Annotated in this window: 18 protein-coding genes and 3 pseudogenes; 11 read left to right on the forward strand and 10 right to left on the reverse strand. The window is 69.1% G+C overall.

Annotation, left to right across the window (positions count from 1 at the left end):
* Positions 1 to 6 precede the first annotated feature (6 nt).
* The 4 genes and pseudogenes from AB0D27_RS04690 to AB0D27_RS04705 form a co-directional block, all read right to left on the reverse strand.
* Positions 7 to 837 (reverse strand): metal ABC transporter permease, encoded by an 831-nt coding sequence (locus tag AB0D27_RS04690; RefSeq protein WP_362502009.1) that lies wholly within the window; start codon positions 835 to 837, stop codon positions 7 to 9.
* Positions 834 to 1,709 (reverse strand): metal ABC transporter permease, encoded by an 876-nt coding sequence (locus AB0D27_RS04695; protein ID WP_362502011.1) that lies wholly within the window; start codon positions 1,707 to 1,709, stop codon positions 834 to 836. Before AB0D27_RS04695 ends, AB0D27_RS04690 begins: the two co-directional genes overlap by 4 nt.
* A pseudogene (locus AB0D27_RS04700) lies at positions 1,706 to 2,584 on the reverse strand (ATP-binding cassette domain-containing protein). Before AB0D27_RS04700 ends, AB0D27_RS04695 begins: the two are co-directional and overlap by 4 nt.
* Positions 2,584 to 3,516, reverse strand: coding sequence for a zinc ABC transporter substrate-binding protein (locus AB0D27_RS04705; RefSeq protein ID WP_362502013.1), 933 nt, complete (start codon positions 3,514 to 3,516; stop codon positions 2,584 to 2,586). Before AB0D27_RS04705 ends, AB0D27_RS04700 begins: the two are co-directional and overlap by 1 nt.
* Before the next feature lie 309 nt (positions 3,517 to 3,825).
* Here AB0D27_RS04705 and AB0D27_RS04710 point away from each other — a divergent pair, with 309 nt between their 5' ends.
* Entirely contained in the window at positions 3,826 to 4,785 is a 960-nt protein-coding gene (locus AB0D27_RS04710; RefSeq protein ID WP_362502015.1) for an AAA family ATPase, read from the forward strand.
* 73 nt (positions 4,786 to 4,858) lie between these two features.
* Positions 4,859 to 5,246 (forward strand): annotated as a pseudogene (locus AB0D27_RS04715) (SCO5389 family protein).
* Between the two features lie 40 nt (positions 5,247 to 5,286).
* Here the strand turns inward: AB0D27_RS04715 and AB0D27_RS04720 are convergent.
* The 5 genes from AB0D27_RS04720 to AB0D27_RS04740 all read right to left on the reverse strand — a co-directional run bounded on the left by AB0D27_RS04720 (position 5,287) and on the right by AB0D27_RS04740 (position 9,182).
* Positions 5,287 to 6,057, reverse strand: coding sequence for a TIGR03943 family protein (locus AB0D27_RS04720; RefSeq protein WP_362502017.1), 771 nt, complete (start codon positions 6,055 to 6,057; stop codon positions 5,287 to 5,289).
* Positions 6,054 to 7,058: a permease gene (locus AB0D27_RS04725; protein WP_362502360.1), complete on the reverse strand. Its 1,005-nt coding sequence runs from the start codon at positions 7,056 to 7,058 to the stop codon at positions 6,054 to 6,056. The genes AB0D27_RS04720 and AB0D27_RS04725 overlap by 4 nt, the downstream gene beginning before the upstream one ends.
* A gap of 207 nt (positions 7,059 to 7,265) precedes the next feature.
* Positions 7,266 to 7,625 (reverse strand): hypothetical protein, encoded by a 360-nt coding sequence (locus AB0D27_RS04730; protein WP_362502019.1) that lies wholly within the window; start codon positions 7,623 to 7,625, stop codon positions 7,266 to 7,268.
* Between the two features lie 243 nt (positions 7,626 to 7,868).
* Positions 7,869 to 8,639 (reverse strand): YoaK family protein, encoded by a 771-nt coding sequence (locus tag AB0D27_RS04735; protein ID WP_362502021.1) that lies wholly within the window; start codon positions 8,637 to 8,639, stop codon positions 7,869 to 7,871.
* Positions 8,640 to 8,669: 30 nt separating this feature from the next.
* Entirely contained in the window at positions 8,670 to 9,182 is a 513-nt protein-coding gene (locus AB0D27_RS04740) for a hypothetical protein (RefSeq protein WP_362502023.1), read from the reverse strand.
* A gap of 249 nt (positions 9,183 to 9,431) precedes the next feature.
* On the opposite strand from AB0D27_RS04740, the gene AB0D27_RS04745 reads away from it, so the two are divergent.
* The 8 genes and pseudogenes from AB0D27_RS04745 (at position 9,432) to sbnA (ending at position 20,917) form a co-directional block, all read left to right on the forward strand.
* A complete protein-coding gene (locus tag AB0D27_RS04745; protein WP_362502025.1) occupies positions 9,432 to 9,908 on the forward strand; it encodes an NAD-binding protein in 477 nt (158 codons plus the stop codon).
* The gene (locus tag AB0D27_RS04750; protein ID WP_362502027.1) at positions 9,905 to 10,651 is read left to right on the forward strand and encodes a TetR/AcrR family transcriptional regulator; all 747 of its coding nucleotides are present in this window, start codon (positions 9,905 to 9,907) and stop codon (positions 10,649 to 10,651) included. Before AB0D27_RS04745 ends, AB0D27_RS04750 begins: the two co-directional genes overlap by 4 nt.
* A 36-nt stretch (positions 10,652 to 10,687) precedes the next feature.
* Positions 10,688 to 11,188, forward strand: a pseudogene (locus AB0D27_RS04755) (histidine phosphatase family protein); the annotation flags it as partial.
* A gap of 678 nt (positions 11,189 to 11,866) precedes the next feature.
* A complete protein-coding gene (locus AB0D27_RS04760) occupies positions 11,867 to 14,464 on the forward strand; it encodes a Pls/PosA family non-ribosomal peptide synthetase (RefSeq protein ID WP_362502029.1) in 2,598 nt (865 codons plus the stop codon).
* 13 nt (positions 14,465 to 14,477) lie between these two features.
* Positions 14,478 to 17,741: an amino acid adenylation domain-containing protein gene (locus AB0D27_RS04765; RefSeq protein ID WP_362502031.1), complete on the forward strand. Its 3,264-nt coding sequence runs from the start codon at positions 14,478 to 14,480 to the stop codon at positions 17,739 to 17,741.
* 42 nt (positions 17,742 to 17,783) lie between these two features.
* Positions 17,784 to 18,788, forward strand: a complete 1,005-nt coding sequence (locus tag AB0D27_RS04770) for a TauD/TfdA family dioxygenase (protein WP_362502033.1) — start codon at positions 17,784 to 17,786, stop codon at positions 18,786 to 18,788.
* Complete coding sequence (sbnB, locus tag AB0D27_RS04775) at positions 18,785 to 19,855, forward strand: 2,3-diaminopropionate biosynthesis protein SbnB (RefSeq protein WP_362502035.1); 1,071 nt, start codon at positions 18,785 to 18,787, stop codon at positions 19,853 to 19,855. The genes AB0D27_RS04770 and sbnB overlap by 4 nt, the downstream gene beginning before the upstream one ends.
* 36 nt (positions 19,856 to 19,891) lie before the next feature.
* Entirely contained in the window at positions 19,892 to 20,917 is a 1,026-nt protein-coding gene (gene sbnA, locus AB0D27_RS04780; protein WP_362502037.1) for a 2,3-diaminopropionate biosynthesis protein SbnA, read from the forward strand.
* A gap of 292 nt (positions 20,918 to 21,209) precedes the next feature.
* On the opposite strand, the gene AB0D27_RS04785 is transcribed toward sbnA, so the two are convergent.
* Complete coding sequence (locus AB0D27_RS04785; RefSeq protein ID WP_362502039.1) at positions 21,210 to 23,081, reverse strand: glycoside hydrolase family 76 protein; 1,872 nt, start codon at positions 23,079 to 23,081, stop codon at positions 21,210 to 21,212.
* 369 nt (positions 23,082 to 23,450) lie between these two features.
* Between AB0D27_RS04785 and AB0D27_RS04790 the strand changes: the two genes are divergently transcribed.
* On the forward strand, positions 23,451 to 26,357 hold the full coding sequence (locus tag AB0D27_RS04790; protein WP_362502041.1) for a trehalase family glycosidase: 2,907 nt from the start codon (positions 23,451 to 23,453) through the stop codon (positions 26,355 to 26,357).
* Positions 26,358 to 26,393 lie beyond the last annotated feature (36 nt).

The raw sequence follows: 26,393 nt of genomic DNA on the forward strand, positions 1-26,393 counted from the left end.
CCGGCCTCAGGCCGCCGAGACGGCCCTCCGGGGACGCACAACGGCGAACGCACCCGCGTAGACGACGGTAGCGACCGCCAGGATCGCGAAACTGGGCGGCACGGAGGGCACGGCATAGCTGAGGGCGAGGCCGGTCCACATCTCCGCGATCCCGAGTCCGGCCGACAACGCCAGGGCGTGGTACGGGCGTTGGGTGAGCCGGTGTGCCGCTCCCGCGGGTGCGGCGAGCAGGCCGAGCAGCAGGAGCGAGCCGACCGCCTGGGTGGCCTCGGCGGCGCAGGCGCCGACCAGGACCAGGAAGGCGAGGCCCAGGAGGCGTACGGGCACACCGCGCGCCGCCGCGACCGCCTCGTCGAGCGAGGCCAACAGCAAGGGCCGCGCCAGGAGCAGTGCGACCGCGCAGATCCCGGCGGCCACCAGCGCCGCGACCGTCGCCTGTCCGCCGGAGATGCCGAAGATCGAGCCGAACAGCACGCTCACCCCCGCCGTGCCGTGAGTGGCACCGCGCGAACTCGTATAGAGGGTGAGGAAGAAGGCGCCCAGGCCCAGCAGCCAGGAGAAGACGCTGCCGATGGCCACGTCGTCGGCCCTGCCGCGCCGGCTGAGTATGCCGACGAGAACGGCCACTGCGATGGTGGCCGCGAACAGCCCGAGCCGCAGATCGACCCCGGCCGCGAGCGCGCCCAGCGCCCCGGTGAACGCCACATGGCTGAGCGCGTCGCCCGTGAAGACCTGGGCCCGCAGCACCAGGAAGTAGCCGACGAGACCGGCCGCCAGGGCGATGGCGGTGCCCGCCAGCAGCGCGTGCACGAAGAAGGGGTGGCCGAAGACACTCAACGGCTGCCCCTGACGGTCACTGTCCAGGCGAGTCGCGCGCCCTTGGCCATCACGAGCCGCGTGCCCCCGGTCATCGGGGCGAGCCGGGCCACTACGTAGCCGGCGAACGCGAAGGTCGTCACATAGAACCCGATCGGATACGGCGAGTAGTACGCGGCCATCAGTCCGCCCCACGTCACCGCGAGGGCGAGCGCCACGGCCACGGCAAGGCTCAACACCGGCCGCACGGTGAGCTGTTGTGCCGTCGCGGCAGGCATCACGAGCAGCGCGAAGACGAGCAGGCTTCCGGTGATCTGGCTCGCCCCCGCCGTGGCCAGCCCCAGCAGGACCAGGAAGGCGGCCGACAGAGCCCGCACCGGAACACCCCGCCCTGCGGCGGCATCGCGGTCGACCGAGGCGAACAGCAGCGGTCGCCCGATCAGCGCCAGTACGGTCAGCCCGGCCGCGGCGACCACGACGAGCGTCAGGACCTGGTTGTCGGTGATGCCCAGGAAGCTGCCGAACAGCAGGGAGTTCACCCCGCCGAGGAACCCCTTGTAGAGGGCGACGAAGAGATAGCCGCAGGCCAGCAGGAACGCCTGGACGGTGCCGGTGAGCGCCGCGTCCTGGCCGGACTCCCGCCGGGGCACGGCGGCGATGACCAGGGCCGCGCCCACACAGAACGCGAAGTAGCCGAAGGACGCGCTGATCCCCAGCAGCGTGGCACCCGCGGCGCCCGGGAAGCTCACCATGGCGAGCGAGTGCCCGGCGAAGCTCTGCCGCCGCACCACCATGAACCAACCCATGACGGCTGCCAGTACGGCGACGACCGTACCGGCCCTGAAGGCGTTGACCATGAAGGGATACGCCCAGATCTGAGCGAAGGGGTTCATGAGGCATGCCGATCGGTGTGCACGGCGGGCGGTTGCGGTGCACCGACCACCACGAGCCGGCCGTCCCGTGCCTGCAGCACCTCGACCGGCGCTCCGTACAGCCGGGTCAGCGTTTCGGTCGTGATCACCTGGTCCGGCGGCCCGGCGGCGACACCGCCCGCGGCGATGTACACCACACGATCCAGCCACGGCAGGATCGGATTCACGTCGTGCGCCACCATCACCACGCTGATCCGCCGCTCCCGGCAGATGCGTCCGAGCAGAGCCGCGACCGCGCCCTGGTGAGTCAGGTCGAGGCTGTCCAGTGGTTCGTCGAGAAGCAGCAACTCCGGTTGGCGTACGAGGGCTTGGGCGATCAGCAGTCGCTGTTGCTCGCCGCCCGAGCAGGCGCCGATCGGGCGGTTCGCGTACGCGGTCGCGCCCACCAAGTCGATGGTCTCGGCGACGCGCGCGCGTTCGGCACGGCGCCGGGCGCTGAACCGTGCGGTCAGCGGCAGCGGTACGCCCTACCGGTGGCCGTCCAGGCCGAGCCGCACGATGTCGGTGCCGCGGATGCGCAGGGACGCGTCGAAGTGGCGGCGCTGCGGCAGATAGCCGACGCGGTCGCCGACCTGGCCGGGCGCCTCGCCCAGTACACGTATCCGGCCCTCGGCGGGCGGCAGCATGCCGAGCAGCATCTTCACGAGGGTCGACTTGCCGGCGCCGTTGGGCCCGAGGACCGCCACGAACTCGCCCTGGTGAACGTCGAGTTCGACGCCCGACCAAAGGATCCGGCCACCGACGCGGGCTGCCGCGCCCCTCAGGCGTACCACTGGCGGACCGGCACGCTCCGTGCGCGGCGGTGGCACCCGATGGCGTACGGCTTCGGAGGTCATCACTTGCCCGTCGCCTCGGCCAGCGCCTTCTTCAGGTGGCGCAACTGCCGTACCTGCCAGTCCTGGAAGGAGGCCCCGGCCGGAGTGAGGGTCTCGGTCACCGTGACGACCGGGATGTGCCGCGCTTTGGCCTCCTTGATCTGGGCCTGCACGTCCGGAGTGGAGTTCTGGCTGTTGTAGACGTACACCTTGATCTGCTTGCTCGCGATCTGCCGATCGATGGCGGCCTTGTCCTTGGCCGTCGGATCGGTGCCCTCGCTGATCGCGTCGAGGAAGGACTCGGGAGTGCGCATCCGCAGGCCGAGGCCGTCGGACAGCGGGCTGACGATGGACTCCGAAGCCCCGATGGGCGCGCCCGCGTACGTCTTCCTGATGCCGGCTATCAACTCGTCGTAGGGGGCGAGGGTCTTGTCCTCGAACTTCTTCCGCTGGGCATCGAAGTACATGGCGTGGCTCGGGTCGAGCTTCTTGTAGTCGGCGGTGATCTTCACGATGACCTTGTGGACGTCGTCCGGGGCGTACCAGCGGTGCGGGTTGTCGCCGGGCTTGAGCCCGACGAGGTCGCCGACCTTGAGTTCCGTGCGGTCGCTGTTGGGGTTGGCGGACAGCAGCTTGTCGGCCCAGGTGTCGTAGCCGATGCCGTTGACGACGGCGTACCGGGCGGTGGCGACGGTGCGGCCGTCGGCGGCGGTGGGTTCGTAGTCATGCGGATCGGCGTTGGGGTTGTTGATCACGCTCCTCACCTTCACGTGACTGCCGCCGAGCTGCTTGGCGATGCTGCCCCAGAAGTTCTCCGCCGCGACCACCTGGATCGGGCCGTCCGATGTCGTGGCGGTGTCCGAGGTGGCCGCGGTCGAGCAGGCGCTCGCACCGACTCCCAGCAAGGCGGTCGCCAGGACGACGGAAGTGCGGCGCATCGGGGCGGGGCGCATGGTGGATCTCCTTCTGAGGGCGGCCGGGCAGCCCGGGGGCATCCGGCACGATCTGTGGACATCCCACAGCCTAGATGAACATGATTTTCAAAACCATGAAGGGGAGGCCTTATTGGAAATCATTGCCAGTTCTTGGCAGGGCCGCCCGGCCACGGACGGCGGCAAGGGTTTTGACAGCAGTCCCCACCACGGTTGACGGCGAGGACTTGACGCCAATCCCCGCCACGGTCGGCCGCGAGGATTTGACAGCCCTCCCCCGGCTCTCCAATCTGTGAACATGGAATCCGTTTTCATCAGAGGGAGTTAGTCGTGCGGATCGCCTTCGTCGGCAAGGGTGGCAGCGGCAAGACCACCCTCTCCGCCCTCTTCTCCCGTCATCTGGCCCGCTCCGGCGCGCCGGTTCTCGCGATCGACGGGGACATCAACCAGCACCTCGCGTACGCCCTCGGGCTCGACGAGGATGAGAACTTCGGTGCGCCGCCGCTGAGTTCGCGCACCGGTGAGATCAAGGACTACCTCCGCGGCACGAATCCCCTGATCCTCTCGCGGGACGCCATGGTCAAAACCACTCCGCCGGGCCGCGGCTCCCGGCTGCTGCGCCTGCTCGGCGACGACGAGATCCATGCCCGCCACGTCCAACACGTGGACGGCGTGGCGACGATGGTGACCGGCGCCTTCGAGGAGAGCGATCTCGGCGTGGCCTGTTACCACTCCAAGCTCGGGGCGGTCGAGCTCTACCTCAACCACCTCGTGGACGGCCCCGGCGAGTATGTCGTCGTCGACATGACCGCCGGCGCCGACGCCTTCGCCTCCGGCCTGTTCACCCGATTCGACCTCACCTTCCTGGTCGCCGAACCCACCCGCAAGAGCGTCTCCGTCTACCGCCAGTACCGCGACCACGCCGCCGAGTTCGGCATTCCCCTCGCCGTGGTGGGCAACAAGGTCGCCGGCGAGGACGATCTGCTCTTCCTCGAGGAACACGTGGGAAGGGATCTGCTGACCCACTGCGCACACTCCTCCTGGGTGCGTGCCCGGGAGCAGGGCCGCGACCACGGCGAGCTGGAACCGCACAACACGGACGCTCTGCGGCAGATGCGCCGGGCCGTCGACGTCCGTACCAAGGACTGGGCCGCCTTCCAGCGGCACGCCGTCGAGTTCCACCTGCGCAACGCCATCGCCTGGGCCAACCGGACCACGGGCCTGGATCTCACCGCCCAGATCGACCCCGGCTTCCGGCACGGACCGGCCGCACTGACCGCATTCGTCTGAACCCTCCGGCGATCACCGACCGCCGCGCAGGCTTGCCCTCTCATCGATCACGACCAGACAGGACACCCGCTTCATGTCGCTCGACGTCTCCCCGCAGCTGCTCGCCGAAGCCCAGCACGGTCAGGTGCGGGAAGAGGATTTCGTGGAAACCGTCCGCACCTCCCTGCCGTACGCCTACGGCCTCGTCGCCCGCCTGGCCGGCGAACTGCGCGGGGGCACCGCCGAGTTCGCTGACAACCACACCCCGCCGGCCTCCGAGAAGGAGCGCGGCCAGCTGCTGCGGGCCCTGGCCAGCGACGCGATCCGGGGGTGCCTGGAACGGCACTTCGGTGTCGCCCTGGCCTTCCAGAACTGCCACCGTGTCGCGGTCTTCCACCCCGAGTCCCACGGCAGCGAGACCTATACCCGCTTCCCTGCGCGCGCAGGTCCTCAACCAGTCGCCCGAGTTCCGCGACTGCTGACGCTCACCGCTGCGTGGGGGCGCGCGCCTCTGCCGGACCGTCAGGAGGGAATGAGGGGAAGATCGTCCGTGTACCCGTTCACCGGTCGGGCGATCTTCTTGACGGTACGGGCGTCGAGTGCGGCCGAGGCGGATCTCGTACCCAGAGTCCCGCCGGGGTGCCAGGTTCCCGTGACGGACACCCACGTGTTGGCGGGCAGGATCTGAGACCCGTAGATCTGCACCTTCACGGACTGGGCGTCCGCCGCGCAGCACGAGATGATGATCCGGGTCAGATACCAGCTGTCGCCCTGCTTCCCGGGCGTCACGAAACCGGTCATCTGGATGCTGCGTCCTTTGATGGACTGCTTGCTGTCCTGTTGCGCGCGGCTGGTGAAGTCGGAAAGGGTCATCGGGACCGGCGAGGTCGCGGGCAGCGGATCGAAGTGCCTCTGCTCCGCGACGGCCTTGGGGCGCTCGCGCGAGGCGGTGTACGCGCCTAGCGCCGGCGGGGCGTAGACCAGCAGACTCAGCGCGGGAAGGAAGAGCAGCCAGGCGACCCGGGGCACGGTGGAGTGGTCGTGCCCGTGACCGTGCCCGTCGCCGTCGTGGCCGCCGTGCTCATGACGCTCACCATGCTCGTCGCCCCCGGCCGGTCCCCGGTGCGACCACGCCTCCGCCACTCCCAGCAGGAGCAGCACCACGCCGGACGCGATCAGTATCGGACGCATCCCCTCCTTGACGTACCTGAGGCACAGGTCGGTGAAGAGCGAGGCGTGCAGCAGACCGAGGCCGCTGAGGACGAGCAGGATCTCCTGGAGGCGCCGTTTCACAGCAGCACCCCTCCGATCAGCGCGCTGCACATCACCGCGACCACTGTGGTGGCTGCGGAGAACCGGACCGCGAAGGCCCGCCCGAAGGTGCCTGCCTGAAGGGCGATCAGCTTCAGGTCGACTATCGGTCCGACCACCATGAACGCCAGCCGCGCGAGGGGCGAGAAGCCGGTGAGCGAGGCCGCGACGAACGCGTCGGCCTCGGAGCACACCGCGAGCAGAATGGCGAGCGCGGCCAGGAACAGTACCGACAGCCACGGCGAGCCGGAGAACGCGTCGAGCACGGAGCGCGGGACCGTCACGTTGAAGGTGGCCGCCGCCATGGCCCCGACGACCAGAAAGCCGCCCGCGTGCAGGAAGTCATGCCGAAAGCCGGTCCGGAACTCGGTCCAGCGGCTGTGTCCCGGCCGGTGTCCGGTGTGCCGCACGGTCGGCTTGAGCCACTTCTCGCGGCCAAGGAAGAGCCACAGCCAGCCCATCACGACGGCGGTGGCCAGCGAGGCGAGCAGCCGGGCCAGCACCATGGCGGGACTGCCGGGGAAGGCGATGGCCGTGGCGGTCAGCACGACCGGGTTGACGGCGGGGGCCGACAGCAGGAACGCGAAGGCGGCGGCCGGGGTGACACCCCGGCCGATCAGGCTGTTCGCGACCGGCACCGACGCGCACTCGCAGCCTGGCAGGACGACCCCGGCGATTCCGGCGACCGGGACGGCGAGCACGGGCCGACGGGGCAGCACCCGGCTGAACACCCGCGCCGGTACGAACGCGTTGATCGCGCCCGACAGGGCGGTGCCGAGCAGCAGGAACGGCAGCGCCTGCACGGTGACGGCGAGACAGACGGTCCGCCAGGCCTGCATGGCCGGTTCGTCCATCCACCGGCTGAGCACGTAGAGCGCCGGACCGGAAAGGGCGGCCGCCGCCAGCATGAAGGGCCAGAACCGGGGCCAGCCTCGTACGGAGACGTCGTCGGTAGCCTCGGGGGCCGCCTCCGCCTCCTCGATGAGTACATCTGTCTTCTGCACGCCAGCTCCGGATGTCGGGTGATCGAATGGAACATAGCGCGCGCCGAACCTCACACCTCACCAGCACCGCCTGCTCCGGCGAGATTTATGTGAAGAATGACCCACATGGGGGCGTACCGCGCCCGGCTCCGGGCGGCATCGCGGAGTGACCGGCCGCCGGTGCGGCCGGGTACCGGCCGTGGAGGGCTATGAGTCGCGTGCCGAGCCGCCGAGGGCCGCAGCGCGCTGTTCGTGCCGCTTCAGGGCAATCTCGCCCCGGCGGAGGTTCTCCCGCGCGAAGGCCGCGCCTCCCTGCAGCGTGAGGTGGGGGCCGATGCGCTCGGCGGTGGCGAAGTACTCGTCCGTACGACCGGCCAGGAGGCGTTTCTTGCACGCGTGGGACGCGGGCCGGTTTGTCGGTGGCCCACTCCACGCGCTCGGCGATCGCGGCGCGGACGGCCTCGATGTCGCCGACGTCGACGCACTGGACCTTGGCTGGGCGCGTTCGACGACGCGCTGCCAGTCATAGGTGTCCGACAGCCGGGGCCGGGCGGCCCGGCGGCGCATGCTGAATGAGTGCAGCCGCACGCCTGATCAGGTCTTGTCCGGGTCGCCGTCACCCACTTCGGAAGCGGTGGAAGCAGCGGCCGCGGAGCGGGAGCCGACAAGCAGCAGGCACAGCACCGCGAAGCCGGCGACGATGCCCGCCAGGACGAGCAGCGGGTCGAGCGGCCGGGCAGAAGCGGCGGCGCTGTAGGCCGCGATCCCTGGCCGGTGGTCCGGCGAGCGGTGCCCGAGCCGGCCGGGACATCACTGTGGCCTCCTCGGCTTCGGCACTTGGGGCAGCGGCTCGGAGATACCGCGCCCGTCGAACGGTGAAGGGTCCGGGTGCAGCCGGCGGCCCCTGTCCGGGACGGCGGTCATGAAGGCCACGGCCACGGCGGCCACGAGAGCGGCAGCGATCGCGATGACCACGGCCGGGGACCACTGGAGGATGGCCGCCCCCGCCGCGGCGCCCGCGAGCATGACGGCGACGGAGCCGAGCCGGCGGTGCGGCTTGGCTCCTGGCCCGCCGGTCAGCGCGCTGTCCGCGGTCAGGCCGGTGAGGGTCAGCGTCAGCACGGTGGTGGTCAGGTCGGGGGCGCGGAGGTGGCGGACGGTGCTGTTCTGCACGCCGAGGGCCGCGGCGAGGACGGCGATGGTGGCGAACCTTCCGTCTCCGGTGAAGGGCAGCACGCTGGTCGCGGTGAGCACGGCGACCAGGCCGAGAACGACCGCTTCGCCCGTGAACGCGGTGGCCAGCCAGCGGACTGGTCCGGTGGCGGCAAGGGTGTGCGCGGCCCGGCCACCGGCCAGCGCGCCGAGGAGGAACCCGGTGATCGCGATCAGCGAGGCGACCGCCGAGACGCCGGAGTGCGGAGCTGCGCTGAAGCCGAGGAACACCACGTTGCCGGTCATGTTCGCAACGAACACCCGACCCAGCCGCAGGTAACTGACGGCGTCGACAAGTCCGGTAACCGCGGTCAGGGTCAGCAGCGCGGTCACGGTCCGGCGGGAAGCGAGCGGCAAGGGGACAGCCATGGATATGCACCTCCGGGGAAGGAGCCCGGGTCAGCTGATCGTGCCGAGCGCGGCGCTGACGCTGGTGATGATCGCCCCACCGATCGCGATGGCGACGAAGGAGCGCAGGAACCCGGTATTGAAGAAGCGCCACCGGATCCAGGCCAGGGTCACCAGTTCGAAGGTGATCGTGGTGAGTGCCACGACCAGCGCGACGCGGTAGTCCGGGATCAGGAACGGCAGGGCGTGCAGCACGCCGCCGAGGAATGTGCCGGCCCCGGTGATCGAGCCACGCAGGTAGGGGCTCCCCCGCCCGGTCAGGTCCCCGCTGTCGGACAGGCCTTCGGAGAAGGCCATGCTGATGCCGGCGCCGATTGAGGTGGCCAGCCCGGCGAGGAATGCGTAGAGCGGCCGGTGAGTGGCGAACGCGACCGCGAAGACAGGGGCCAGCGTCGAGAGTGAGCCGTCGATCAGACCGGTCATCGCGGGCTGCGCCCGCTGCAGCAGGAACGATCGCTCGTCCCGGGGCGGCCTGGAAGGGCGGGTCAGCTGGAGGAGAGTCATGCTACGGACTCCTTGCTGATCTAATACTGAACGTATCGTTTCGTATAGGCACAACCAGGAGAGCGCGTGGGGTGTTCCCCGTTTGCTGCCTTCAAGCTGCGATCTCGCGAGAGTGGCCGGCCGGTGTGGCAGGCAGGGCCGGTGCGACCAGAGAACGCCGCAGTCGGGCACGCGGCTATAACGACACCAGGAGTACAGTTTCTGTGGTGCGATACCTCAGGGCCCCTGCCAGGGAGCGACGGAGGAATCATGCGGAAGACACGGCTTCGGACCCGCCCGCTGGGCAGCACCGCCGCGGAGATCAACCGCGTCGGTTTCGGCGCGTACATCAGCTTCGCCACGCAGATGCTCGCCTCCAGCGAGGGGACGCTACTGACTGAGCTCGGCGGCATCGACCCGGAGCCGGCCGCTCGCGCGATGACCGGATCCGCGATCGGGTCACCCATGCTGCAGGCGCGCGCTTCCCTCGTCCTCGACCTGCCCGAGCAGGCGTGGTTCGATGTGCGACTCATGCACAACGACATCCGCCTCGCGCTGGAGGCCGCCGACGTCCCCGCAGCCTCGGCCGCCGACAGCGTCCTGCGCCATGCCGAGGAGATGGGCTATGGGCACCGCGACGTCGCCGGCCTCTTCCAGGTGTCGGCCCGCACGGCCGCGGAAACCGCAAGGGCTGCCGGGCCGGGCACACCGGTGAACGCAGCCGACGCCGGACGCAAGGCAGCGTGACCGCAGACATGACCACCAAAGGGCCGCAGCGCGGGCGGCAACGCAGCGGCAACGACAGAGCCGAGGCTCCGCCGCCCGGTGCGACCGCGGCCGCGCAGACACCGCCGCGCGGCCGGCCCCGCAGTCAAAAGGCGCACAAGGCCGTCCTCGAAGCAGCCGCGGAGCTCCTGCTGGACCGCGGCCTGTCCGCGGTCAGCATGGACGCCGTCGCGGAGCGGGCCGGGGTCAGCAAGGCCACCATCTACCGCTGGTGGCCGACAAAGGAAACGCTCGCTCTCGACGCGCTGTACACCGAATGGGCGGCCGCACACCCCTATCCCCGGGACACCGGCACCCTGCGCGGCGACCTGCTCTCGCTCCTGCGCCCCTGGGCCCGGCTGGCCCGCACCCGGCCGTACGGCCGGGTGATCGCGGCGCTGCTCACCCAGGCCCAGACCGACGCGGCATTCGCGACCGAGTACCACCACCGTGTGGTCGAACCACGCCGGGCACAGGCCCGAGCCATCTTCCAACGCGCCATCGAGCGCGGCGAGATCCCCTCCGACACCAAGGTCGAAGTAGCACTCGACCTGCTCTACGGCCCGCTCTACCACCGGCTCTTGCACGGCCACGCACCGCTGGACGACCGGTTCGTCAAGGACGCCGTCGAGATGGCGCTCCGCGGCATCCAGCCGGCCCACGACCACGCCACCAAGCCGGCCGATCAGTCCGGACGCGGGACAGCGAAGGGCCGCACGGCATGACACCCCGCTTGGCCGGAGACATGGCCCGAGCCCCCGATCACCACGATCACGGACACCAGCAGCTACAGGAGCGACGACGGCTGCCCGATCGACGCGAGCGGTGCGGCACGCGCCGAGTCCGCCGCCGACGCGCTTCCCACGGCTGATCGGGTACTGGTCTCCCCCACTGAGCGCTGCCGGGAAACGTCGTCGGGCCTCGGCCTCGCCGTCGTGGAGGAGCCTGAGCTGCGTGGTCTGGACGTGGCCGTTGGCGGGGCCGCACGCTCGACGAGGTCAGCGCCGGAGAACCGGACGCGATGGTCCGCTGGCTGACGGACGCAGACGCAGCACCCCACGGCAGGGAGTGGGTGCGGGCGCTGTGCGAGCGCGCCGCCCGGTGGCTGGACGCGTCCGCGCGGATCGCGGGCAGGACCCTCGCCCTGGTGGAGCCGGAGATCGGTACGGGCCGTGGCGGTCACGGTCCTCAAAGCACCCGAGGTGGCCTTCTGGCGGCTCGACGTACCACCGCAGACAGCGACCGACGTCAGCGGACGGGCACAGGACGACAGCTGCGGGTCCGACTTGCGAGGCGCTCCGCCCCTTACAGGCAGTGCTCCTCGTTCACAGTGGCGCGACCGTGCCGGAATTCCAGCGGCTTCCGTCATGCCGTCGTCGAGTGCGCAGCGACCGGACCGCGCGTCGGGTTCCTGGCCAAGACCACGCCTCCGACGCCAGCGCCGAGTGCGAAACCGCAGGAGTGGATCACGCAGCCGGCGCGGTCCGGTCGCCGGCATGCGGTGGGTTCTCACCACGCGGCACCGGACCGCAGCACCCGGGCCGGAATCTGGTCGGCCTTCGGTGCCCGGTCCTTGATCGCCAAGCCGCGCAGCACTCCGGTAGTGACGCTGACACGAAAGCTCCACGCGCGGGGCAGGCGACTGGTCGTCCGCCGACCCAGCCTGCGGGAGGCGCGGCCATTCGGGTGGACCGTGACGCACCCCCGTCGTGCGGGGGGACCAGGGAACACGGGCTCATCGAGCGTTCTTCGCTCGCATCGGTGATCGATTGAAGTGGCAACCTGACGATGGCCGACCCACACTGAAGCTGGCAGTTCTTGATCAGGAAAGGGCACGCGCCTCAAGCTTCCGATGGCTCGGCGAGCCGCTCTTCGGTGCCGAGGGCTCCGAACCCGCCACCAGCGGCCATCGGCGATCCAGACGTCCTCCAGGAGATCGAATGGTGGAACAGTCCTCCGAGGTCCCTATATCCGGACCGGACGAAAGCGCCGTGAGCAGGCGGAGCGGCGCCGGCCCGGCGAGGACAGAGACCGAGAGGGAACTCGCGGACGCACTGGCTGACGTCGTGTGCGCCGAGCGCGTTCCGGTCGACAGCGACTTCTTCCGCGACCTCGGCGCCAACTCGCTGGTCATGGCCCAGTTCTGCGCGCGGGTCAGGAAGAGAACGGACCTGCCGTCCCCGTCCATGAAGGACATATATCGGTATCCCACGATCCGAAGCCTGGCGGCGGCTCTCGCGGAGGCCGCTCCCACTCCTGTCGATTCAGCGATCCCCACGTCGGCGTCCGCGCCCATGACGTCGGCGGCTCAGGTGACACGCACGAGGAGGCTGAATCATGTCCTCTGCGGAACATTCCAGTTGCTGGCTTTCCTGGGATACTCCATTGTCGCCGGATTCGTCACTGCCAGAGGGTACGAGTGGATCGCCACCGGTTCAGGTGTGACCGACATCTATCTGCGGTCGCTGCTGTTCGGGGGTGTCGGGTTCATCGCTCTGTGCGTGTTCCCGGTCATCGTCAAATGGCTCCTCATCGGCCGCTGGAAGCCCGACGAGTTCCCCGTCTGGGGCCTGGCCTATCTGCGCTTCTGGCTCGTCAAGGTACTGCTCCACGCGAATCCGATGGTCTTTTTCGTCGGAAATCCTCTGTACGTGATGTATCTCCGCGCGCTGGGATCGCGGATCGGCAAAGGAGTCACGATCCTCTCCCGCTCCGTCCCGGTCTGCACCGACCTGCTGACGATCGGCGCCGGAACGGTGATCCGCAAGGACTCTTTCTTCCTCGGCTACCGGGCACAAGCCGGGCATATCCAGACCGGCCGTATCACTCTCGGCTGCGACGTGTTCATCGGCGAGAAAACCGTCCTGGACATCGACACCTCGATGGGCAACGGCGCACAGCTCGGTCACTCGTCCGCCCTGCACCGCGGCCAGGCGGTCCCGGACGGAGAGCACTGGCACGGGTCCCCGGCCCAGCCCACGGCGATCGACTACGTGCGGGTCGCGCCGGCCGGGTGTGGCACCGCGCGCCGGGCCTGGTACGGCTTCCTCACACTGCTCCAACTGTTCTTCCTGTACATTCCGCTGGCCGTCGGCGGGGTGTACATGCTGTTCACCCAAGTACCGGCGATCGGCAAACGACTCGACCCGCAGACGGCAGCGCTGGCGCCGCCGAAACTCATTTCCGACGCGCTGGCCCTTTCCCTCGTGACGTTCTTCGGCTTCGTCGTCTTCGGCCTCATCATCCTGTGCACCGTTCCGCGTCTGCTGGGTCTGGCCGTCAAGCCCGACAGGGTCTATCCGCTCTACGGATTCCACTACGGGCTGCACCGGGTGACAGTTGGCATGACGAACATCAAGTTCTTCGCCTGGCTCTTCGGCGACAGCTCCTACATCGTGCACTACCTTCGCGGCCTCGGATACGACTTGTCACAGGTCGAGCAGACCGGGTCGAACTTCGGCACTGAAGTGCAGCACGAGACCCCCCTTCTGGTTTCTGTCGGCAGCGGGACGATGGTGGCCGATGGGCTCTCCCTCATCAATGCCGACTACTCCAGCACGTCCTTCCGGATATCCCGGGCATCGATCGGGCCGCACAATTTCCTTGGCAACAACATCGCCTATCCCGTCGGCGGCAGGACGGGGGACAACTGCCTCCTGGCGACGAAGGTGATGGTTCCCCTCGACGGTGAGATCCGCGAAGGCGTCGGACTCCTCGGCTCGCCGTGCTTCGAGATTCCCCGATCGGTGGAGCGCGACACCCGTTTCGACCATCTCAGGACAGGGGACGAACTACGCCGCAATCTCGGCGCGAAGAATCGCTACAACGCCCGATCAATGGTCGGCATGCTGCTCGTGCGGTGGCTGCACGCGTTTCTCCTCACGATGTTCGGCCTCGCCTCCATAGATCTGTACGGCGTGCTCGGACACGTGGTGATCGCCGGATATCTGGCATTCACGCTCGGGTTGTCCACTGCCTACTACGTCCTGCTGGAACGCTGCATCACGTCGTTCCGTGCGCTGCGCCCCCAGTTGTGCTCCATCTACGAGCCGTACTTCTGGTGGCACGAGCGCCTGTGGAAGGTGCCGGAGCACTACCTCAACGTTTTCAACGGCACCCCCTTCAAGAGCCTCGTCTGGCGGCTGCTGGGCGTTCGCATCGGCAGCAGGGTCTTCGACGACGGCTGCTACCTGACGGAGCGGACGCTCACCACCATCGGCGACGACTGCACGCTCAACGCCGGGAGCAAAATCCAGTGCCACTCGCAGGAGGACGGCACCTTCAAGTCCGACGTCACCACGCTCGGCGCCGGCTGCACCCTGGGCGTCGCGGCCCACGTGCACTACGGCGTGACCATGGGCGACGGTGCGGTACTGGCACCCGATTCCTTCCTCATGAAAGGCGAGGAAGTCCCCGCGCACGTGCGGTGGGGTGGCAACCCTGCCGTGGACATGCCGGATACCGCCGACCAGATCGGCAGCAGCGGCCAGGCAGCGCCACTCCTTTCGACCAACGCCGCTGCGGCGACCCTGAGTTGAGGAAGGCCATTCGATGGAAACGCACGTGGAAGCGGACCGGGAGTTCTGGAGCCGTGTGCTGACCGCTCGTGGTGTCACGGCGGTGCCGCGGTGGGTTCGGGAGCCGGTTCCGGGAGCGGCTGAGCACGAGGCATCCGTGCCGGACGACGTGGCGGACGCGATGCGTGGGCTGGTGCGGCAGTGGGGAGTGCCGGTCAGTGCGCTGCTGCTGGCGGCGCATGCCAAGGTGCTGGCCGCGTTGTCCGGCGAGCAGGAGGTGGTGACGGGTTACGCCGCCGGGGTGCGAGGCGGGCCGTTGCCGTGCCACCTGGCCGTTCCCCCGGGGTCCTGGCGTGCACTGGTGTCGACCGCTTGTGACGCCGAGGCAGAGGTGCTGGCGCACCGGGAGTTCCCGGTGGATGAACTGCGGCGGGAGCTGGGAGCGGCAGAGCCGTCGTACGAGGTCGTCTTCGGCCCTCTGGGAGCCGAGGACGCGCTTGTCGACGATGCCGTACTGCATGTGCGTTGGTCTGACCGGGACGGACGGCTGAGGCTGAGGCTGCGGTACCGCACGGACGTACTGGATGCCGCATGCGCGGCCCGTATCGGCGGCTATCACCTGACGGCGCTCCGGCTGCTGACGGCCGACGCGGACGCCGACCACGCGCGGCAGAGCCTGCTGTCGGCCGACGAGGAACGTGAGCAGTTGGAAGGGCTGGCCGGGCCCCGGCGGTTGCTGCCGGACGCGCGTGCGCACGAACTGTTCGAGCAGCGTGTGCGGGCGCATCCGGAGGCGGTGGCGGCGGTGCACGGCGAGCAGGAGTGGACGTACGGACAGCTCAATGCGCGCGCGAACCGGTTGGCGCGGGCGCTGGTGGAGCGCGGGCTTGGCCGGGAAGACGTCGTCGCCGTGGTCACCGAACGCAATCTCGACTGGCTGGCCGCGACGTTGGCGGTGTTCAAGGCGGGAGGCGCGTACCTGCCGATCGAGCCGCACTTCCCGGCCGGTCGTATCGCGGCGACGTTGTCGCGCGCGGGGTGCCGACTGGTCCTGACCGAATCCGGCAGCACCCACACCCTCGACGGGGCGCTGGCCACTTTGCCGGAGACCGAGAGGCTGCTGATCGAGGCGGCCTACGCGGAACAGCACACTGACGGTGATCTCGGGGTGGAGGTCGACGCCGACCAGCTCGCCTACATCTACTTCACGTCTGGCTCCACCGGCGAGCCGAAGGGGGCGATGTGCGAGCACGCGGGCATGCTCAACCATCTCTACGCCAAGATTGACGACTTGGGGATCGGCGAGGGGTGCGCGGTTGCGCAGACTGCCCCCCAGTGCTTCGACATCTCGCTGTGGCAGCTGGTGTCCCCGCTGCTGGTGGGCGGGCGGACGCTGCTGGTCGGGCAGGACGTGATCGTGGACGTGGAGCGGTTCGTCGACACGCTGGTCCGCGGCCGGGCCGGTGTGGCGCAGGTCGTGCCCTCCTATCTGGAGGTCGTGGTCTCGTATCTGCAGCAGCACCCCCGCACCCTTGCCGACCTGCGGTGTGTGTCGGTGACCGGTGAGGCGTTGAAACGGGAGCTGGTCCAGCGCTGGTTCGCGATCCAGCCGGGGATCAAGCTGGTCAACGCCTATGGACTGACCGAGACGTCGGACGACACCAACCACGAGGTCATGGACGGGGTACCCGAGCGCGTGCTCCTGGGGCGTGCGGTCAACAACGTGCGCGTGTACGTCGTGGACGAGCATCTGTCGTTGGTGCCACTGGGCGCCCCGGGGTTGATCGCATTCTCCGGCGTCTGCGTGGGCCGGGGGTATGTCAACGATCCCGAGCGGACCCGTGAGGCCTATCGGAAGGACCCGTACCGGCCTGGTGAGCGGCTCTACCTCGGGGGTGACTGGGGACGCTGGCACCCCGGCGGCAAGCTGGAGTTCCTCGGTCGCCGGGACAACCAGGTCAAGATCCGCGGCTTCCGTATCGAGATCGGCGAAGTCGAGAACGCCCTGCTGAGGGTGGCCGGGGTGCGCGACGGTGCGGTGGTCTGCGCCGAGCGGGCCGGCCAGAGCAAGCACCTGATCGCTTTCTACACGGGCCGGCACCGGCAGGCACACGTGCTGCGCGAGGAGCTGGGCGCCGTACTGCCCGGCTACATGGTCCCCTCGGCCTTTCACTGGCAGCCCCTCCTGCCGCTGACCGCCAACGGCAAAATCGACAGGAAGGCTCTCACCGCTCTGGCCGAACAAACACAACCGCCCGTACACAGCGACGACGCCAGGGAGGACGACCGCTCTCCCCTCAACCCGACCGAGCAGAAACTGGCGGCCGCCTGGGCGGAGCTGCTGGGCGTCCCCGAGCACCAGATCAGCCGGGAAGACCACTTCTTCGAGTCCGGGGGCACCTCCCTGTCAGCAGTCAAACTCACCATCGCGCTCGACCGCGCGGTGTCCCTCAAGGACATCACCCGGCACCCGGTACTCGCCGACCTGGCCACCCTCCTCGACGGCACGACCCGGCAGCACCCGGAGCTGCTTCAGCCACTGTCGGAAGCGGGCGGTGCGCCGGAGTACGCATTGGTGTGCCTCCCCTACGCGGGCGGCAACGCGGTCAACTACCAGCCGATGGCGAGCGCCCTCGCGGGCAGCGGCATGGCGGTCCTCGCGGTGGACCTGCCCGGTCACGATCTGGCTTCCCAGCACGAGCCGTTCGCATCGATCACACAGGTGGCGGAGCGGGTCGCCGCCGAGATCACCGCGCGTGGCCTGACCCGGGTCCTGCTGTGGGGCCACTCATCAGGAACCGCGCCGGCCATGGAGACGGCCAGGAAGCTCCAGGAGCACGGTGTGGAGGTGACGCGGCTGTTCCTCGGTGCGCAGCTGCTCGGCACCGCCGCCGATCGGCGCGCCGCCATCAGCGAACTGACGAGCCGCAGCAACGCCGAGATCGCCGCGCAGCTGACCGCGGACAGCGGCTACCCCGAACTCGCGGAACTGAACGCGCAGCACGCCGAGTACATCGGTGCCGCCTACCGACACGACTGCGTGGCCGCACACCGCTATTTCCGCGATGCCCTGGAAACCCCACCGCCGGTGAGGCTGTCCGCGCCGGTCTCGGTGGTCGTCGCCGCCGACGACCCGCACACAGTCGGCCACGCCCACCGCTACCGGGACTGGCTGCTCCTGGCCGAGCAGGTGGATCTGCACGAGCTCGCCGATGGTGGCCACTACTTCCCACGCACCCGTCCGGCCGAGGCAGCACAGGCCGTCCTGGGTGTCGTAGCACCACTGGCCTCCTCCTGAGCCTCGTAGAGCGTCCAGACGGGCAACCGAAAGGAAACAGAGATGACGTCCTCACCCCTGACAGCACCCCTCGACGTGGAACTGCCGTCGGACAGACCCGCGATCCTGCACGTCGAGTCCCCTGGTGACGCATCCAGTTGGGCGGCCGAGTACCGCGAGTCGCTGCGTGCGCAGGTCACCGAGCATGGGGCGCTGTTCGTCCGCGGCCTGGAACTGCGGGACGCGTCGCAGGTCGGTGCCGTCTTCGCGGGGCTCGCCGGTGGTCTCATGCCGGAGAGAGAGGCCTTCGCCCCCCGTCAGGCGTACGGCCCGGGGCTGTACTCGTCCACGACCTGGCCGGCCAACCAGCCGATGTGCATGCACCACGAACTGAGCTACCGGCTGGAGATTCCCGGCCTGATGCTGTTCGCGTGTCTGACCGCGCCGGGCCATGGCGGGGCGACCGCAGTAGCCGACGGGGAACAGGTGCTCCAGGCGCTGCCCACCGGGGTGAGGGAACGGTTCGAGCGGGAGGGCTGGCTGCTGACCCGCTCCTACAACGACGAGATCGGGGCGTCCCTGACCGAGTCGTTCGGCACCGACGACCGCACCGAGATCGAGCGCTACTGCCGAGCCCACTCAATCGACTTCACCTGGCAGCCCGACGGCTCCCTGCACACCGTGCAGCACCGCAGCGCCATCGTGCGGCACCCGCTCACGGGCAGGCGCTGCTGGTTCAACCAGATCGGCTTCCTCAACGAGTGGACGCTGGCCCCGGAGGTGCGCGAGTACCTGGTGGACGTCTACGGCGAGGACGGACTGCCGTTCAACACCCGCTACGGAGACGGCACCCCGATCAGCGAGGACGTCGTCCAGCTGCTCAACACCACCTACGAGCAGCACACCCGACGCGAGCCCTGGCAGGCCGGTGACCTGATGCTCGTCGACAACATTCGCACCGCACACAGCAGAGAGGCCTTCACCGGAGAGCGGCAGGTACTGGTCGGCATGGCCGAGCCCCGCCGCCTGGCCGACTGCTGCCCGACCTCGGAGGCGAGCCAGCGATGACCCATCTGTTGTCACACGCCACCCAGCCGGCCACGCCTCACCCGGCTTCGGCGCCGACGTTCGCGGTGATCTCCGGTACGCAGGTGCAGCAAGCGCTCAGCGGACGCGAGAAACAGATCGTGGAACTGGTCGAGGCCACCTACCGGCTGCACGGCGCCGGGGACTCGGTCAACCCGCCGTCCTACTTTCTGCGCTTCCCCGACCGCCCCGGCGCCCGGATCATCGCGCTGCCGGCCTCCGTCGGCGGGTCGGTTCACGTGGACGGCCTCAAGTGGATCTCCAGCTTTCCGGACAACGTGAGTGCCGGGCTGCCCCGGGCCTCCGCGGTCCTCATCCTCAACGACCCCGACACGGGCTACCCCTTCGCCTGCCTGGAAAGCTCCATCATCAGCGCGACCAGAACCGCGGCGTCCGCCGCGCTGGCCGCCCACTGGCTCAGCGGCACCCGACCCCGCCCCAGCCGTGTCGGATTCTTCGGTACGGGCCTGATCGCCCGTTACATCCACACCTTCCTGTCCGGCACCGGCTGGACGTTCGACACGACCGGCGTGTACGACGTGTCCGCCGACAGCACCAGCGGCTTCTGCGGCTACCTGCGGCAGGCCGGCACCACCGGAGAGGTCACCGTCCACGACGGCGCCGAGGACCTCATCCGCTCCAGCGATCTCGTGGTCTTCGCCACCGTCGCCGGCGAACCTCACGTCAGCGACCCGGCCTGGTTCACCCACAACCCCCTGGTCCTGCACGTCTCCCTGCGCGACCTCGCCCCCGAGATCCTGCTGGCCTCCGCCAACTTCGTCGACGACGTCGAGCACTGCCTGAAGGCCGACACGTCCCCCCATCTGGCCGAGCAGCGCACCGGCAACCGCGACTTCCTGAACGGCACCCTCAACGACGTGATGCTCGGACGGGCCGCCCCGCCGACCGACCGCCCAGTGATCTTCTCGCCCTTCGGACTCGGCGTCCTCGATCTCGCCGTCGGCAAGTACGTCTACGACGAAGCAGCAGGGGCGGGGAACCTCCGCCTCATCGACGACTTCTTCCACGACCTGCGCCGGTACGGCTGAGGCCACTGTCCACGTCCTCGTATCAGGAGGCCCACCGTGCCCGTCATCTCTGCTCCCCATGACTTCAACGAAGGCCGTCTCTTCGTCGACCTCGAGTCGATATTCGGATGCCCCCTCTACCTGAAGTGCGAGGGCTTCAACTTCGCCGGCTCCATCAAGTTGAAGGCCGCGAACGAGATGGTGGAGAGCGCCGAGCGCGACGGAATCCTGACGCCCAATTCCATCCTCGTCGAATCCTCGTCCGGAAACCTGGGCGTGGCGCTCAGCATGATCGCCGCCAGCAAGGACTACCGGTTTCTGTGTGTGACGGACGCCCGCTGCAACCTGTCGACCAGACTGCTGATGGAGGCTCTCGGCAGCAAGGTGCACGTGGTGGCCGACCTCGACGCCAACGGCGGCTTCCTGAACACGCGGATCAACTACGTCCGTGCGCTGTGTGCGTCCGACAATCGATACGTGTGGCTCAGTCAGTACACCAACGCGGGCAACTGGCGGGCGCACTACCGCACGACGGCGCCGGAGATCGCCAGCCACTTCCCACGACTGGACGTGCTGTTCGTCGGGGCGGGCACCACCGGGACACTGATGGGCTGCGCGCGCTACTTCCGGCGATGGCACCGGCCTGTGCGGATCGTCGCCGTGGACAGCGTGGGCTCGGTGGCCTTCGGCGGCACGCCGGGCCGCCGGATGATTCCCGGCCTGGGCATGAGCATGCGTCCCCCGCTGCTCGACGAGTCCTACGTGGATGAGGTGATCCAGGTGGAGGAGGCGGACACCATCCGTACATGCCACCACATGGCCAGACGCGGCTTCCTGTTCGGCGGTTCCACGGGGACGGTGGTCAGCGGCGCGACGGACTGGTTGGCCCGGCACGACACACGTGGCATCACCGCGGTGGCGATCGCGCCCGATCTCGGCGAGCGCTACCTCGACACCATCTACCAGACCAACTGGCTGCAGGATCTGTACGGCGATCACGTACTCGGCTCCGAGCAGATGAGCGCGGCATCCCGGGGAGGCAAGTCCGCACCACGGACGCCGGGCAGCGGACCGAGGTCATAGCTGCCCATCCCGTGCCATGCGTCACCAGCTCCCGGCCGACCGTTCGAGCCGAGAGACTCAGTCTCGACTCCGGTTTCCTGTCGGCCGTTCCCTCTCGGTCCGCGTGGCCCGACGTGAGCTCTAGCTGCTGCTGGAGAGCCTGCGTCCCCGCCGTCCGAGCGGTCGCGGCTTTCGTGGCAGCGCACGCCCGCCACAGCGCGTGGTCACATCCCGGAGGCTCGTGCGGACATGGACCGTGCGCTCGACTGCGTTGAGGCGCTTGGAGATCGTTATGTCGACGTCCGTGGGTTGGTCACCTTGTCACCGAGGTAGCCGCGGTGAGTGCGCCCAAAGCGCTGGCCTGAGTTCGCCAGTCGGTCTGGTTCGGGCTGGTGCAGGCCCAACGTTCGCCGAGGGCGTTGAGTGAGGTGCGGTCCTGCGTCCACAGCGTGTCCGACTGCTTTTGGATGTACTGCCGGTAGGTAGCCGATCCCGTGGTCCGCGCGAGGTCGGCGAAATGCCGCATGAAGATGCCCTTGAACTGCTTCTGGTTGTCGTCGCAGGTGGCGGAACCGATGTCGCAGGACTCGGTGAGCACTCCGCCGCGGGTGAGTTGCGGGCTGCTGATCGCCGCATCCGCCAGGGTGCGCGCCACGGTCAGCAGCGAGCTGTCCCCCGTCACCCTCCACAACTCGGTGAAGCCGCCGATGGCCAGCCCCTGGTTGTAACTCCACACGGTGCTGCCGTTGTTGGCACAGGAGGACGTCAAGCCGTCATTGACCAGACCCGAGGAGTTGATCAGTCCGCTGGACCGGTACCAGGTCGCGGCCGTCGTGGCCCGCTGCAGCCAGACGGTGTCAGCTGGGATGCGCTGGTGCAGGGACGTGGTAAGCCACAGGTACAGCCCATTGGTCACGGCGTTCTTGTACGTGCGCTCACGGTCCCACCACACTCCGCCGCCGCAGGTGCCGTTGTCCCAGTACTGGTTGACGTACTGCGTGATGGTGACGGCCTCGTTCAGATAGCGCGGGTCGCCGGTGTAGTCGTACGCGTCCAGCCAAGCCACTGCCCACCAGCCCGCGTCGTCGACGGCCCGGCTGATGAAGTCGCCCTCGATCGCGTCCGAACTGCGCGCCCCGGCGGCGAAGGTGCCGCGGTTCTGCTCGAAAGTGCGCGCGATGGTCCAGTCGTAGTCGTGGGTGCCGGTGGTTCTGGCGAAGTCGATCACCGCGGTGAGGGTGGCGGCCGAGTTCCACCAACTGCTCTTCCACCAGCCCTCGTAGGTGTCGTAGGAGTACATCAGCGCGTCCGCCGCCGCGCCCGCCCTGGTCGCAACGGGCCGCACCCAAGCGGTGCAACTGCCCTCCTGGTGGGCGGATTCCCGGCCGCAGGCGCGGACCGTGCCCCCGTAGAGCAGCCCGCGCGGGTCGCGGGTGGCGTACATCGTGGTGTGGGTCGAGGTGGCTCCGGAGGGTGTGCTGGTACGGCCGAGCGAGGATCCGTCGGGCCGGCTGGTCCCGCCGTCCCAGGAGCGGTCCAGCCAGATCTCGTCACCGGCGCCGCCACCCTCGACGGTGCCCCAGGCCATGGAGTTCTTCTGGTCGACATGGAGTCGAATCGTGCGCCCGTACAGGGTGGTGGCGGGCACCGGCTGGTCGTCGCCCGCCGCCTGGGCCGGGTCGGTTCCGTCGCACAGTGCGTCGCAGACGGTCGGGTAGGCCCAGTTCGTGCAGGCGACCGCGCTCGCGTCGCCGCAGGCTCGGACCCAGCCGCGACGGTGGTGCTGCGGATCGGTGATGTTGTACATCAGCGTTCTGGTGCCGGTCCATGTGCTGGGGATACTCGCCTTGCCCAGCAGCGGTTCCCAGGTCGCGCCGCCGTCCCAGGATCGGTCGAGCCAGACGGAGTCCCCGGTGCTCCCCTCGTCGATGCTGGCCCACGCCATGTCGTCGGCGTCGGACACGTGCAGTTCCAGTCGGCGGCCGTTGATGCCCTGGTCCGGCACGGGGAAGCTCTCCTGCCGGGCGAGCGAGGGATCCCGAGTGTCGCAGGACAGGACGCAGACGGTGGTGGCAGCGGCGGCGGGGGCCGACGACACGGGCACGAGCACCGCAGCTGCGATCACGGTCACCAGAAGGGATCTGATCAAGCGGCTGACAACGTTGCCTCCGTGCAAGTCGGTCATCGAGCTCGCCTCGCTCTTGGAGGGGATGGGGGGCACCAGTGAGCATGCGCATCGACACGCGACGGCCTCGCCCGTCAACCGGAGTCCGGCAGTTGGTCCATACCTATCCGGGGAAGTGAACCGCCGTGACCAGTCCCTGTCAATGCCCTCCGGAGCATTTGCTCGAGGCTTGAAACGTGACACTCCCGGCGGGTTGACACCTCTTTTTTCGACCCCCATCATCGGTGCAACTTTGGCGAGCCACCCCGCACATGCGATCACCTGAAGAGTCGCGCCCCTCCCGGCGGGCGGGGTGAATCGATTCATTACCGCTTCCTCAAATCCGCTGCGAAGCCCCTTCCGACCGGCAGCACCGCCCCTGGAGGTCCCGTGCAACGCCACCGCCCCCCACGGAACAGACGCGCCGACCCACGGCACACCATCGGCCGCATTGCCCTCCTGACCGCCCTGGTGAGTGCGAGCCTCATCCCCGAGGCCGGGGCCTCGACCGGAGCCCCCGGCGAACCTCAGGGCACCGCAACCTCCGTATCGCGGGAAGCCCTTGACGCACTGAACTACTCGCCCACCTCGCGCACGCTCAAGCCGACCGCCGTCCACACCACTTCCGGCAACGTCACGAACCCGCAGAACGTCCTGAACGGACGGCCGACGCGGATCTCCGGCTCCCAGTCCGCCATCACGCTCGATTTCGGCCAGGACGTCGGCGGCGTGACAACGTTGTCCTTCGGTAGCACCAGTGACTCCAGCCAGCGCGTCGGCCTGGCCTTCAGTGAGTCGTCCTTGTACGTGGGCACCAACAGCGACAGGAGCAGCGGGCGCGGCGGGGAGGACGGGGCTCTGTACGGTTCGGCGCCCGCGAATGGCACGTACACAGTTCCCACGGCTCAACTCCGGGGCGGATTCCGGTACTTGACGGTCTTCCTGGACACCTCCGGTTGGGTCGATCTGAACGGCGTCAGCCTCAACTTCACCGCGGCGCCAGGGAAGTCCGACCCCGCCGACTACGCGAACTACTTCCACTCCAGCGACGACCTGCTGAACCGCATCTGGTACGCGGGCGCCTACACCGTGCAGCTCGACACGATCGCCTCCGACCAGGGCCGGGCCTGGCCGCCGCCCTCTTCGGCGTGGGACAACAGCGCCACGGTCGGCGTGGGCGACAGCGTGCTCGTGGACGGCGCCAAGCGCGACCGCACGGTGTGGCCCGGCGACCTCGGGATCGCCGTACCGACCCAGTACGCGTCCACCAACGACCTCGTCGCGACGCGCAACGCGCTCACCACGATGTACAACGCGCAGTCGGCCGAGGGTGAAATCCCCTGGTCCGGGCCACCGTTCAACCTCAAGGACTCGGACACCTACCACACCTGGACCCTGCTGGGCACCGCCACGTACTACACCTATTCCGCCGACCGTGCCTGGCTCGATGCCGAGTGGGCCGACTACAAGCGCGGGATGGCCTTCGTCATCGACAAGATCGACGGCAATGGCCTGCTCGATGTGACCAAGACCCAGGACTGGGCGCGCGTCGGACAGGGTGGCGAGAACATCGCGGCCAACGCGCTGCTGTACGCCACGCTCAAGTCCGCCGCGACCCTGGCCACCGTGGAAGGTGACAGCTCACTCGCCGCGGCCTGGACCGGCAGGGCGGCCACGCTCAAGTCCGCCGCGAACTCCCGCCTGTGGGACGCGTCGGCGGGCCTGTACCGGGACAACCCCACCAGTGCCCTGCATCCGCAGGACGGCAACTCCCTGGCCGTCTGGTACGGCTTGACCGACTCGGCTGCCAAGTCGAAGAGCGTCGTCGCCGCGCTCGGCACCCGCTGGGGCGCGTACGGGCCGACCACTCCCGAGTGGGGCGGCAACGTGTCCCCCTTCGCGGGCGGGATGGAGCTGAACGCCCGCTTCGCCGCTAACGACGACTACGGCGCCCTGGCCCAGATCCGCCGCACCTGGGGCCACATGCTGGACAGCCCTGTCGGCACCGACAGCACCTTCTGGGAAGGCGTCAAGGCCGACGGCGGGCCCGCGTACGGCGGTTCCTTCATGAGCATGGCCCACGGCTGGTCCACCGCGCCCACGTCCACGCTGACCTTCGATGTGCTCGGCACCGCGCCCGAGTCGGCCGGTGGCGACTACCGGTTCGTCCCGCACCCCGGCGGTCTGGCCAGTGCCGAGGGGCGCATCACGATGCCCCAGGGCGCAGTGAGCGCGTCCTGGTCGCGCGATGCGAGCGCCGGCACGTACGCGGCGCGACTCACCAGCCCTTCGGGCACCACCGGCCGGATCGGCGTCCCGAAATTCGGGGGCGGCAACATCTCGGTGACGGTGAACGGCGCCGTGGTCTGGCGCGACGGCTCCTTCACGCCCACGTCCGGGATCACCGGCGCGAGCCAGGACGACACCTACGTCTACCTCACCGGTGTTCCCGCGGGCAGTTACAGCGTGAGCGCGACGGGCCTGGGGAACCCGGCCCCACCGGCCGAGCCGGGCACGAGTGAACTACGGGCCGGTTTCAGCCGGTGCTCCGGCGAGGGCGACACCTGCTCGTTCAGCGGCACCCGTGTCGTCGCCTACGGGGCCGGGTCCTACACGTACAAGACGGTGACCGGCAGCACCGCCTGCACCAACGCCTCCTTCGGCGGCGATCCCGCCGAGAACCTCGTCAAGTCCTGCTACGTGGCGGACGCGGGAGGCCCGCCCGGCCACACCGCCTGCGCCGCCGAGGGCAACACCTGCTCGGTCCCCGGCTACAACCGCAACGTGGCATACGGCGCCAACGGCTCCTTCGCCCACCAGGTCACCAACGGTTCCGTCGCCTGCACGAACGCACACTTCGGCGATCCCGTCGACGGCGTCGCCAAGTCCTGCTACCTGCCGCCCGACGGCGGGCCGCCCGGCAACTGGACGAAGTGCGCGTCCCAGAACGGCACTTGCTCCGCGGCTGCGGGGCAGCCGGTGATGTACGGCGCCTTCGGAGCGTTCAACACGATCACGGCCAGTGGCGACACCGCGTGCACCGACGCCGTCTTCGGCGACCCCGTCTCCGGGGAGTCGAAAGCCTGTTACACAGCCACCGGCGGTCCGCCCGGCTACAGCGGCAAGTGCGCCGACGAGGGCGGCACGTGCGGGTTCGGCGGAGCGCAGACCGTCGCGTACGGCGCCCGGGGCCGCTTCGTCTACCGGTCGTTCACCAGCGGTGCTTCGTGCACGACGGCGGCGTTCGGCACCGATCCGCTGCCCGGCGTCACGAAGTCCTGCTACCTCACGACGTGAGCGCCGCCCTGGACATTCCCCCACTGAAGGAGCCTC

It is taken from the genome of Streptomyces sp. NPDC048415, assembly GCF_040651675.1.
Lineage (GTDB): Bacteria > Actinomycetota > Actinomycetes > Streptomycetales > Streptomycetaceae > Streptomyces.

Bases quoted from the DNA above. Each gene is read 5' to 3' on its own strand.
- AB0D27_RS04785 (WP_362502039.1), bottom strand. From the start codon at position 23,081: ATGACCGACTTGCACGGAGGCAACGTTGTCAGCCGCTTGATCAGATCC.
- AB0D27_RS04705 (WP_362502013.1), bottom strand. From the start codon at position 3,516: ATGCGCCCCGCCCCGATGCGCCGCACTTCCGTCGTCCTGGCGACCGCC.
- AB0D27_RS04745 (WP_362502025.1), top strand. From the start codon at position 9,432: ATGCGGAAGACACGGCTTCGGACCCGCCCGCTGGGCAGCACCGCCGCG.
- AB0D27_RS04735 (WP_362502021.1), bottom strand. From the start codon at position 8,639: ATGGCTGTCCCCTTGCCGCTCGCTTCCCGCCGGACCGTGACCGCGCTG.
- AB0D27_RS04770 (WP_362502033.1), top strand. From the start codon at position 17,784: ATGACGTCCTCACCCCTGACAGCACCCCTCGACGTGGAACTGCCGTCG.
- AB0D27_RS04730 (WP_362502019.1), bottom strand. From the start codon at position 7,625: ATGCGCCGCCGGGCCGCCCGGCCCCGGCTGTCGGACACCTATGACTGG.
- AB0D27_RS04765 (WP_362502031.1), top strand. From the start codon at position 14,478: ATGGAAACGCACGTGGAAGCGGACCGGGAGTTCTGGAGCCGTGTGCTG.
- AB0D27_RS04695 (WP_362502011.1), bottom strand. From the start codon at position 1,709: ATGAACCCCTTCGCTCAGATCTGGGCGTATCCCTTCATGGTCAACGCC.
- AB0D27_RS04740 (WP_362502023.1), bottom strand. From the start codon at position 9,182: ATGACTCTCCTCCAGCTGACCCGCCCTTCCAGGCCGCCCCGGGACGAG.
- AB0D27_RS04760 (WP_362502029.1), top strand. From the start codon at position 11,867: ATGGTGGAACAGTCCTCCGAGGTCCCTATATCCGGACCGGACGAAAGC.
- sbnB (WP_362502035.1), top strand. From the start codon at position 18,785: ATGACCCATCTGTTGTCACACGCCACCCAGCCGGCCACGCCTCACCCG.